The organism is Rhodococcus sp. IEGM 1330 (assembly GCF_033142445.1).
Taxonomy (GTDB): Bacteria; Actinomycetota; Actinomycetes; order Mycobacteriales; family Mycobacteriaceae; genus Rhodococcoides.
Genome location: NZ_JAWLSB010000019.1, coordinates 1 through 10310, shown reverse-complemented (window position 1 = coordinate 10310; position 10310 = coordinate 1). Strand labels below are relative to the sequence as shown.

General features: G+C 60.1%; 9 protein-coding genes and 2 pseudogenes. 3 read left to right on the top strand and 8 right to left on the bottom strand.

Annotated elements, in window-relative coordinates:
• From R4P57_RS26650 to R4P57_RS26630, 5 genes are all read right to left on the bottom strand, one after another.
• Nucleotides 1–101, bottom strand: a 101-nt coding sequence (locus R4P57_RS26650; protein WP_317805898.1) for an NAD(P)-binding domain-containing protein, incomplete at its 3' end; no start/stop codon positions are given.
• Nucleotides 98–919 carry a hydroxypyruvate isomerase family protein gene (locus R4P57_RS26645; RefSeq protein WP_317805897.1) on the bottom strand — a complete coding sequence of 274 codons (822 nt, stop codon included), beginning with the start codon at nt 917–919 and terminating at the stop codon, nt 98–100. The genes R4P57_RS26650 and R4P57_RS26645, both read right to left, overlap by 4 nt.
• 8 nt (nt 920–927) lie before the next feature.
• Nucleotides 928–2355: an NAD-dependent succinate-semialdehyde dehydrogenase gene (locus R4P57_RS26640; protein ID WP_317805896.1), complete on the bottom strand. Its 1428-nt coding sequence runs from the start codon at nt 2353–2355 to the stop codon at nt 928–930.
• Complete coding sequence (locus R4P57_RS26635; RefSeq protein ID WP_317805895.1) at nt 2352–3623, bottom strand: iron-containing alcohol dehydrogenase; 1272 nt, start codon at nt 3621–3623, stop codon at nt 2352–2354. The genes R4P57_RS26640 and R4P57_RS26635 overlap by 4 nt, the downstream gene beginning before the upstream one ends.
• A complete protein-coding gene (locus tag R4P57_RS26630) occupies nt 3620–4633 on the bottom strand; it encodes an Ldh family oxidoreductase (RefSeq protein WP_317805894.1) in 1014 nt (337 codons plus the stop codon). The genes R4P57_RS26635 and R4P57_RS26630 overlap by 4 nt, the downstream gene beginning before the upstream one ends.
• Before the next feature lie 127 nt (nt 4634–4760).
• Between R4P57_RS26630 and R4P57_RS26625 the strand changes: the two genes are divergently transcribed.
• Complete coding sequence (locus R4P57_RS26625) at nt 4761–5549, top strand: IclR family transcriptional regulator (protein ID WP_317805893.1); 789 nt, start codon at nt 4761–4763, stop codon at nt 5547–5549.
• Nucleotides 5550–5671: 122 nt separating this feature from the next.
• Nucleotides 5672–7048, top strand: a complete 1377-nt coding sequence (locus R4P57_RS26620; protein ID WP_317805892.1) for an MFS transporter — start codon at nt 5672–5674, stop codon at nt 7046–7048.
• A 168-nt stretch (nt 7049–7216) separates the two neighbouring features.
• Here the strand turns inward: R4P57_RS26620 and R4P57_RS26615 are convergent, their stop codons facing one another.
• The 3 genes and pseudogenes from R4P57_RS26615 to R4P57_RS26610 all read right to left on the bottom strand — a co-directional run.
• Entirely contained in the window at nt 7217–7459 is a 243-nt protein-coding gene (locus R4P57_RS26615; protein WP_317805899.1) for a hypothetical protein, read from the bottom strand.
• A gap of 74 nt (nt 7460–7533) precedes the next feature.
• Nucleotides 7534–7767, bottom strand: a pseudogene (locus R4P57_RS26855) (acyl-CoA thioesterase domain-containing protein); the annotation flags it as partial.
• Between the two features lie 421 nt (nt 7768–8188).
• Nucleotides 8189–8386: pseudogene (locus R4P57_RS26610) on the bottom strand (ATP-binding protein); the annotation flags it as partial.
• 977 nt (nt 8387–9363) lie between these two features.
• Between R4P57_RS26610 and R4P57_RS26605 the strand changes: the two are divergent.
• The gene (locus R4P57_RS26605; RefSeq protein ID WP_317805891.1) at nt 9364–10263 is read left to right on the top strand and encodes an Abi family protein; all 900 of its coding nucleotides are present in this window, start codon (nt 9364–9366) and stop codon (nt 10261–10263) included.
• The last annotated feature ends 47 nt before the right edge of the window (nt 10264–10310 follow it).

The following is a 10310-nucleotide window of genomic DNA, read 5'->3' as shown; positions in this document are numbered from 1 at the left end:
GGGGTCAGGTTGTAGCCGACCACCTGGTGGCCCGCCTTCGCGAGATGCACGGACATGGGGCTGCCCATGATTCCGAGACCGATGAAAGCAATCGTGCTCATAGAGGTGATTCCTTAGGTGGCGGTGTGGATTGGCGCAGCCAGGCGAAGGGATCCTGGCGGGTCGCCTTGTACTCCAGTCCGATGAAGCCGTCGTAACCCACGCGCTCCAGGTGGGACAGGTGGCGTGCCAAATCGAGAGCGCCAGTACCTGGCTCGCCGCGTCCCGGAGAGTCCGCGATCTGGACGTGGCCGATAATGTCGCCGTAGTTGTCGATCGCAACCGTGATGTCGTCTCCGTTGACGTCCAGGTGATACAGGTCGGCAAGCAGCCTGAGGGTGCGAACGTCGAATTCGGTAGAGACCCGTCTGATCACATCGACTGCGTCAGTGGCTATCTTGATCGGATAAGCCGCTGCCCCGCTGACCGGTTCGATCAGGACTACAGCGCCGATACAGTCGGTGGCCTTTCCAGCAGCAGCAAGGTTTGCAGCAGCGACCTCGTCCTGCTCGGCGGGGTCGACACCCTCGATGCGGTTTCCGTACAGAGCGTTGAAAGCTTTGGTACCCAGTTGCTCGCCGATTCCGACGGTGACGTCGATGTTGTCACGGAACGCCTGAGCACGCGATGGGTCCGACAGGATCCCACGCTCCCCCGCTGGCATGTCTCCTGCAGCGAAATTGAGGCCGGTCAACTGCACTCCCGCGTCGCGGATCGCCGCGACGAACGCATTCACTTCACGATCGGTGGGAACCGGCGAATCGAACGGCCACCAGAACTCGACGGAGCCAAACCCGGCGTCCTTCGCCAGTCTCGGACGGTCGAGGAGAGGTGCGTCGGTGAGCAGAATCGAGCAGTTGACGGAATATGACGACGGCATCGTGGAGGTCACAGGTCGATCCCTATGTATTTTTCCTCCAGGAATTCGAGAATTCCCTCCGCACTTCCTTCTCGCCCGAGCCCACTTTGCTTCATGCCTCCGAACGGAGCGGCAGGATCGCTGAGTACACCTCTGTTGACGGCGACCATTCCCGCTTCGATTCGCAACGACGCTGACAATGCTGCACCCTTTTCACCGTAGACGTACGCGATCAACCCGAAGATGGTGTCGTTCGCCATGCGGATCGCGTCGTCGACGTCGTCGTATTCGATTACCGACACAACAGGCCCGAAGATCTCGGTGCTGGCTATCTCACTGTCATGAGAAACGCCGCGAAGTACAGTCGGGGCGTAGAATGCGCCCCCATCCAGAGACTCTCCGCCGCATACGATCTCGGCCCCGTCGGCGACTGCTCGATCGACGAGCCCGGCCACTTTGTCTCGTTCATCGTCGGAGACAAGCGCACCGAGCTGATTCGACCGGTCGGATCCCGGTCCGACTGTCCACGTCGAAAACTCCGTGACCATCCGTCCGATGAACTCCTCGCACAGAGATGAATGCACGTAGAAGCGGTTCGCGGCAGTGCACGCCGACCCTCCATTACGCATCTTCGCCACGAGTGCGCCTTCGATCGTCAGATCCAAATCCGCGCCGGGCAACACCACGAAGGGCGCATTGCCGCCCAGCTCCATCGACGAACTGACGACCTGATCCGCCGCTTCGTGCAGTAGGACGCGCCCTACCTCGGTCGATCCTGTAAAGCTCAGCTTTCGTACAGCGGGATGGTGCAACATCCTCGAGACTGCTGGCCCGGTCGGAACAGGCGTGACCAAATTGACCACTCCAGCCGGCACACCCGCTCGTTGAAGCGCCTCGACCACGAACGCGGCAGCGAGGGGCGTCTCCCTCGCTGGCTTGAGCACCACGGTGCATCCCGCGGCCAGAGCAGGCGCGATCTTGCGTGTGGCCATTGCTGCCGGGTAGTTCCAGGGCGTGATCAGTAGCGAAACGCCGATCGGTTCATGAGTAACGAGAATGTGTTTATCGTCTGCAGGCGAGCGACGAAAGTCGCCGTGAACCCTGGCAGCTTCTTCCGAATACCATCGGAAGAACTCGATCGCATACTTCGCCTCACCGAGGGCATCGGCGTACGACTTACCGTTTTCCAACACGATGATCTCTGCTAGTCGTTCGATGTCATTCCGAAGGATCTCGAACGCAGCTCGCAGCAACTCGCTCCGTTCTCGTGGCGACGTCGCCCGCCAAGACGTGAGAGCGGTTTCCGCGGCAGCAATCGCCTCGTCGCAGTCGGTTTCCTCGGCAATGGCGAATGCGGCTAGCTCTTTGCCGGCGGAGGGATCCATGACAGGAAAGGTTCTTCCTCCGCTGCCGTCTCTCCACTGCCCATCGATATGCAGTTGACTGCGAAATGTCATGCGTGAATCCTGTTCTGGTCTGTTGTTCCATAGGAGACTGGCCGTGCACGGTCACCGTCGAGAGCCGCTCGAACGATCCCCTCGATCAGCTCGGATGTCGGAGGGTGAGTCGAATTCGACACCAGCCTTTTCACCGTGAGCGAGAGTTCGACGATGCGGGACACGTCCTTGTCGTCGACACCGATCGAACGAAGGTCCGCGGGCAAACCAATCTCCGAAAAGACACGAGCGATGGTGTCGATCGCAGCTCGAGCCGACGCCTCCGCAGTCGATTCTCGAACATCGAGAACTTCGGCGATTTGCTCCAACTGCGGGATGCACGTCGGCAACACCGCGTCCAATACGAACGGCAGCAGAAGGCCGGTGCCGAGCCCGTGCGGTGTATGAGTGAGGGCTCCGACAGGATATTGGATGGCGTGAGACAGATGCGTTCCCGCAGAACCGAAAGCCATTCCTGCCAGGAGACTCCCTCGCGCCATGGCACGACGTGCATCGAGATCGTTCCCATCTCGGACGGCACGGGGAAGGTTTGGAACGATCAGGCGGATGGCCTCGATCGCCAACGGCGAACTCAGTAGGTTCTGGCCCACGAAGACCGGTAGCTGCGCGGACCAATCCGAAGAGCGCACTGCAGCAGTGTGCGCTTCGACGGCATGGACGAGGGCATCCGCGCCGGAGGCAGCGGTCACCGAGGCCGGAGCACCGACCGCCAGCAAGGGGTCGACGATGGCGACGCGAGGAATGAGGTACGGGCTGGAGATGCCCACTTTGAGGTCTCGACCGGGGTCCGTGAGTACGGCTACGCCGGTAACTTCGCTGCCAGTGCCTGCTGTGGTGGGAACCGCGACCACAGGAAGAACGGGGAATGGGATTGCGTTCTCACCATACCAATCATTGAGCGCGCCATTATGACTGAGCCCAAGGGCGATAAGCTTCCCGAGGTCGATCGCGCTTCCACCCCCGACAGCCACTACAGCATCAGGGACCGAATGTCGGTGTGAGTCGATGAGCTTCTGCACGTGTTCGAGCGGCAGTTCGGGTATGACCCCGGACTCGACCGTCACTTTCACCGACAAGGCTGCGAGATCTCTCAGGATCGCGTCTAGCTCGGGCGAGTTCAGCAAGAACGGATCGCAGACCAGCAGCACGTTGCGTCCAAGTCTCGATGCCTCGACGGAGACGGACGCGAAACTACCGTCTCCGAAAAGAATTCGTTCGGGTAACCGAAGTACGCCGATCGCTGTCGGTTGGGTAATGCCTGTGGTCATTCGAATTCGCTCCCTTCGGCCAAGCGGTGCACATTCGCCCAAACCGCGGAATCAACAGGCACGCCATGGGCCCGCCTCTCCGCCTGGGTGCGCCGTGCCCTATCACCGGGGACATCCACGGGTGTCGATGCTCCACCGCTGGCTCGTATCTGTATGAGGTAATTTGTCAAAAGAGGTAGAACAGGTTTCAAGCCGAGTACATCGAGACTGATGACGATGAGCAGATCGCCCTTCGTGACGGGATGTTCCGAGTCGAGTGTGCCCAGAACATCTGCGCCGTATGCCGTTTGCGTCACCGTCGCGACGAGTGATTCGATCGTCACGCCCAGCGCATATCCTTTGGGCCCGCCAAACGGCGAGAGTGCGCCGAATGCTGCAGCTTCCGAAGCATTTTCGGTCGGTTCGCCATTGCGATCGGTAGCCCATCCATCCCTGAGCGGTCTACCCTTCGCTGCGTAGTCGATGATCTTGCCCATGGACACCGCCGAGGTGGACATGTCCAGTGACAAAGGCTCGTTGGAGGTAGGTATTCCGACACCGATGGGATTGGTACCGACTGCACGCGATCGGCCGCCCCACGCATGCACCAGTGCCTCGCTGGTGGTGAGCAGTAAGCCGATACAGCCCTGGCGAGCAACACGTTCGACGTAGGGTGCAAGCATCCCGATATGGCTCGATCTCGAGATCGCCGCCATCGCTATTCCCGTCCGCTCAGCACGCGCTGACACAGCATCGATGGCGGCGTGAAGAGCAACCGGGCCGAAGCCCATGTTTCCGTCGACCTTCAACGACGCCTCAGCAGTCCAATCGAGACTCAGCACTGCCGTGACGTCGATCAGTCCGCGTCGCATCCGCTCGACGATCAACGGAAGCCTTCGAAGCCCGTGCGATGGATGGGCACGCAACTCGCCCTCTACCAGTGCATCTGCCTGCAGCCTTGCGGCTTCGCAATTGGCACCGTGGCGTTCGAGCACCCTGACCGTGAGATCCCGTAGTTCGGTCTCGTTCACAACCGTGGAGAGTTCCAACCCCAGTATGGGTTTCGTCGTCAACTTCTCTCCTATAGTGAATTGCGTTCTCTGACAACTGCAGTGATCATGTCCACAGTCATAGTTCAACGAAGCTGGGAGAACTGCCATGGCCCGTCCTGCAGAGCAGGACGACTTCGAAAAGTCGTCGTTGTTTCGAGGCCTCACGTTGCTGGAACAGTTCGAGAGCCCCGGTCAGATACTGAGCATCAGCCAGTTGGCCCGCCAGTCGGGCGTTCCGAAATCCACGGCGCATCGTCTAGTCCAGAACCTCGTGGGTTGGGGCGCTCTCGAGCGCTGCCCCGCCGGCGTGAGACTGGGTGCCAGATTATTCGAGTTGGGAACCCTCGTAGCGGCTTCCACCTCGCTACGCGATCTCGCGATTCCTCACGCGCACGCTCTGCACGAAGTGACGAAACTGACGTGCAATCTTGCGGTACGAGAGGGAGACGAAATCCTCTACATCGAAAAGATATCGACCCCGGCTATGAGCGTTCCCCATTCTCGTCTCGGCGGTCGGGCGCGGATGCATGCAACAGCGCTGGGCAAGGCGATCCTCGCTTTCAGCGAACCTGCATTCGTCGACGATGTGTTGTCGAAGACGCTGACAGCACAGACTCCCAAGACCATTGTCAATCCAGATCGGTTGCGCAAGGAGCTCGCCGAGGTCCGGAAAGCGCGAGTGGCGTACGACGTCGAGGAGTCCCGGCTAGGAATTTTCTGCGTGAGTTCACCGATCTTTTCCGGCACCGGCGGACCGGTGATCGGGGCAATCTCGGTGACAGGTGCCACGCAGCTCGCCACAGCTCAGAAGTACGCGCCGACGGTGACTGCAACGGCAATCGGCCTGTCAGCGTCGCTACATCCGCGCAGATCACGAGGTCGCACCGAGTCGTAGGCTCCATACGCAACATCACTGCGAATTACGCGTCCCGCTCCGTGGTACACACGTAGATCGACCTTCGTGAGGCCGGTATCACTTATGGGACCCAACTGTTGGGCACATCACAAAGGAGTTCCATGGATACCACGCGCCACTCTGTCGAGGCCCCGACCATCCCCACCTTGGAGCCAGAGGAGCAGCGAAAGACAATCAGGAAAGTGCTCCTGAGGTTGGTGCCTATTCTTGCGCTCGGTTACTTCTTCAACGCGCTCGAGAAGACGAACATCGGGCTCGCTGGGCTGCATATGAACGCCGCCCTCGGACTCACAGCCTCGATGTTCGGTCTCGCTGCCGGCCTACTGTTCGTTGGCTACGCCCTGTTCGAGGTGCCGAGCAACGTGATGATGATGAAGTTCGGCGCTCGACGGTGGCTGGCGCGCATCATGATCACGTGGGGACTCTGCGCGGCTGCAACAGGTTTCGTGACCAACGAGTGGGGTCTCTATGCCGTTCGCTTCCTGCTGGGTGTTGCCGAGGCCGGCTTCTACCCAGGCGTAATAATGTATTTTGCGCTATGGGTTCCGAGAGAGTATCGCGGAACGATGTTTTCGCTGTTCGTGCTCGGCGGAACGTCCGCAGCGATCCTCGGCGCACCCCTGACTGGTTTCCTGCTCACGCCTGACAGCTATTTCGGGATCGATTCCTGGCGCGTGATGTTCGTGTTGGAGGGTATACCGGCAGTCCTCGTGGGTATCGCATGCCTGTTTGTGCTCGCGGATCGACCGGGCACCGCCAAATGGCTATCCGTCAGGGAACGCACCTGGCTCGAAGGAACCATTGCGCAGCAGGAGGCGAACATCCCGCACAATCGCGGTGCTAGTGGCGCTCTGAAGTCACTGAAGGACCTCCGAGTGATCGTGTTGTCCTTCATCTACTTCTGCCTGAAATGCGGCCAGTACTCGATCATCTTCTTCCTGCCGCTGATCATCGCGGGCTTCAAGACGACCTCAGAATTGTCGACTTTGCAGATTGGTCTCATCACCGGTCTGCCTGCGCTGTGTGCAATCGTCCCGTCGATCCTGTGGGCTCGCCACTCGGACAAAACTCAGGAACGGCGCTGGCACGCCACCATCCCTGCATTGATCGGCGGCATCGGCATCGGCGCGTCGGCACTGGTCGACAGTCCAATCATGATCATGGTGTTCATCTGCTTCGCAATGGTCGGCCTGGTGTCGCAGAGCGCGTCGTTCTACCAGATCCCCGGATTGTTCCTGACGGGTGCTGCTGCGGCGACGGCCATCGCGCTGATCAACTCGCTCGGCAATCTAGGAGGCTTCGTAGCTCCCACGATATTCGGGGTATTGAAAGATGCCACGGGCGGTTACCAAATCCCGAGCTTGGTGATGGCTGGCGTTCTACTCGTGGGTGCCACCACGACCGCACTTCTGCCGGTTATGTTCAAGTCGCTCGCCCGCCCTAAGGTCTCCGAACGATCGACGCCAGAAGGCAGTTGAGCCGCTACCAGCTCAACTGCTCGATGACATCACGGTAGCGAAACCCCGGACTGCGGTCTCACTCCTGTACAAATCAGGCGCGCGAGGCTCACCCTCGACCGTCCGATCGCGGCAACTTCCGACAGGGTTGCCTGGCATCGCCGCTCAATCGACTCGCCGAGCCGTGCATCAACTCGACATCGAGGCTGCTGCCGGCGTGTTCGGATCGTCCCGGAGGCGGCCGCAGGCCTCGAGCCACAACGCCTGCCGTCGGGTTCGCTCGCCGTCGGCGCTGACGTAGACCGGTGACGGGCTGTGCCGAATGTCGAAATTACGGCCGTTGGCCCAGCATTCGGCGTCAAGGACCGTCGAGTCGCCGAAAACCTCGGCGACCGTCGGGAGATCCTCCGGCGCAGGCAGATCGGGCGGCATCGGCCTCCGGTGAGACACCGGCGGTCGCGACGTGGAACGAGGCCTGCCCCGCGAAGATGGCCTTCCTGTTCTGCGATCCTGCCACCGCGCGCCGAGAAGCTCCGTCCCCCGCGAACGCGTTCGACCGCCCACTCCGTCGTGGCGTGCACGTCGCCCGGGCGCAGGAAGTAACCGTGGAACGAATGGATCGACTGGTCCTCGCCCACGGTCTTGATCACGGCTGCGAGCGCCGCGCCACCATCTCGCCGCCATAGGCCCGATCCGAGGCAATGACCTGAGGCGACCGGAGAATCTGTTCTCGCCGTCAGGTTGTAGATCGAGAGACTTCAACAGTTCGACATGCTCAGTGACGTCGTCGTGGGCGTGAGTATCCTTCCAGCACGGAGTCGTCGACGTCGTGAGAAGCGGTGTTCTGGCCATGAGTTTTCGCGGCGTCCAGTGGTGAACCGGGCACAGTGCCCGTAACTGATTCTGGCAGGTTGAATACACGCCGTGCCGAGGCAGAAGTGGTTGTGTGCTGCGATGTCGAATCGCCATCCCGTGGCCTCGCGACCCTGTGCGGGTCGGCGTCGGGCAGGGCGTGTCGATGCTGATCGAGGTGGGCAGACCGTGGATAACAAAACCATGGTCATGCGTTTCTGCCGAAGGAAAGGCCAGTTGACGAGTCTCAGCGAAATTCCCCCAACCGCGCTCACTGAAATTCCCCACTCGTGAGCGGTCTTCACTGGGTAGTGGTTGGCGGGTACCGGTGGTGGCTTTGCGGAGCTTCTCCGATCTGAAGTTATGATCCCGTAGTCGGTAGGAATCGCCGTCAAGGTTGAGTACGACGGAGCGATGCAGGAGCCTGTCGCGCATGGATGCTGCGACGGTGTTGTCACCGAGCACTTCGCCCCACGATCCGACACCACGGTTGGTGGTCATGACGATGCAATTCATTGTCGCGTAGTTAACTCGAGCATCGCCGCTCACACCACGAATCCGCTGGTACCGAGATGTGTCAGCCTCGTGTCAGCGGACTCTTGAAATCGGTCGGATTCAGCGCTCAAACCTAACCTGGGCTGCACATACTTGCCCAGTAGCGGTCGAGTAACCTCGGTCCGTCGGTGGATTCAGAATCCGCTGCGCCACTTATCCATTCACATCCATCGACGTACGCAGAAGTCCACAACACCCGCCGAAACTCGTTGCTCCCGAAATTTCTCGGATCCATATGGACTTCAGTGCCCCCAGTCGGACTCGAACCGACACTGTGCGGATTTTAAGTCCCTAGAAATGGATTCACATGAACTTTGCTGGACTTGATATTTGTTTATTTGCAACGCTTTTCGTTCATCACCATCCTTGCCAGTCCATGCACGAACGTACCGACATGTGACACCCTCGTGACACCGAGCCATCGCCGAACCTCCGGCATCGGACGGGCGTGATCGGTCGCGGACGACGACGGCATCGAGTGGACAATTACGCCGGGACGCCACGGCACTCTGAGCGGACTTGTGACATCGAAGGAGGTTCTCGCGATACGTCAATGCATCCACGCCCCCATCCCACTCCGACCAACACTCACCTGTCGAACAGAACTTTAGTAGATCGTGTCATACGCGGGGACGAACGAATATTGGCTGTTCACTTCTCAGGTGAGCGACAATAAGAAGCGAACCAGGCGTGCAGTCTCGCGTTCAGTATCGGCTGCAAAGTCCGTCTCGTTGGCTGACCTCCAGCCATGTGTCGCTGAAGCGCCATCCGTGCTAACGTGAACGCACTACATCCCCCACGCCTCTCCACGATGCGCACTTGGGGGATTTTTTCTCGTCACGGATGAGGAGAAACGCTGAATGCCTCGACAGCCAGGCGAGCCCCGACCAACCCGAGCACGCGGCTCTCTCGACTACGACAAACCAGCGTTGAGCGCGCAAGAGATCGTCGGCCGCCTCACCGGACGCGGCCTGCAGATCCCCGACACCGACCGCGCCGAACGATACCTTCGCCATATCGGCTACTACCGGCTCTCGCCCTACTCAATCCCCTTCCAACACGGACGACCCGATCACCTCTACCGCGACGGCATAACATTCGACCACGTGCTCGACCTCTACGTTTTCGACCGGGCATTACGGCTACTGATCATGGACGCGCTCGAACGCGTCGAGGTTGCCGTCCGTGCGGCGCTGACCGACACTATGTCGATCACCTACCAGGACCCGCACTGGTACACCAATCCCGACCACTTCCGTCATCTCGGCAAACACGCCGGATTGCTGAAAATCGTCCGCGACGCCTGTGCCGCTCAATTACGCGGCGCACCGGACGCTGGCGAAGACTCTCTCGTTCATCGCTCCGCTCTCGAGCACTACTTGACGACCTATCGCTCGCCGGAGCTCCCACCATCCTGGCTCATGGTCGAAACCTTGACAATCGGGCAACTGAACAGTGCCTACCGCAACATGATTCGGCGTGCCGACCGGACAGCTGTCGCCAGAAACGTTGGCCTCACCGCACCCGTACTCGAATCCTGGCTGCAAACGTACGTCCGAGTCCGAAACGTCTGCGCACACCACGGCCGACTATGGAACCTAGGACTCGGGGTCTACCCAGCGATCCCGAATTCACCCACCATCTCGTGGCTCAACGAAGCTGACGCGCTACCAGAACGATCACGCAAACGCCTCTACCCCGTACTGGTGTCACTACAGTCCGTCCTCGACACAGTCTCTCCCCACAGCAGCTGGGCACAACGCCTACACACCCTGCTCCAGCCCCGCCCCCACATGAACCTAGTGGTGTGTCTCCAAAATAATCGATGATTCGTGCATTAGAATTTCGTTCATGAGAGCACCAGTTCCCGCACTAC

Coding starts and splice junctions, on each gene's coding strand:
- R4P57_RS26645 (WP_317805897.1), bottom strand. CDS start 919: ATGCCGTCGTCATATTCCGTCAACTGCTCGATTCTGCTCACCGACGCA.
- R4P57_RS26640 (WP_317805896.1), bottom strand. CDS start 2,355: ATGACATTTCGCAGTCAACTGCATATCGATGGGCAGTGGAGAGACGGC.
- R4P57_RS26635 (WP_317805895.1), bottom strand. CDS start 3,623: ATGACCACAGGCATTACCCAACCGACAGCGATCGGCGTACTTCGGTTA.
- R4P57_RS26625 (WP_317805893.1), top strand. CDS start 4,761: ATGGCCCGTCCTGCAGAGCAGGACGACTTCGAAAAGTCGTCGTTGTTT.
- R4P57_RS26620 (WP_317805892.1), top strand. CDS start 5,672: ATGGATACCACGCGCCACTCTGTCGAGGCCCCGACCATCCCCACCTTG.
- R4P57_RS26615 (WP_317805899.1), bottom strand. CDS start 7,459: ATGCCGCCCGATCTGCCTGCGCCGGAGGATCTCCCGACGGTCGCCGAG.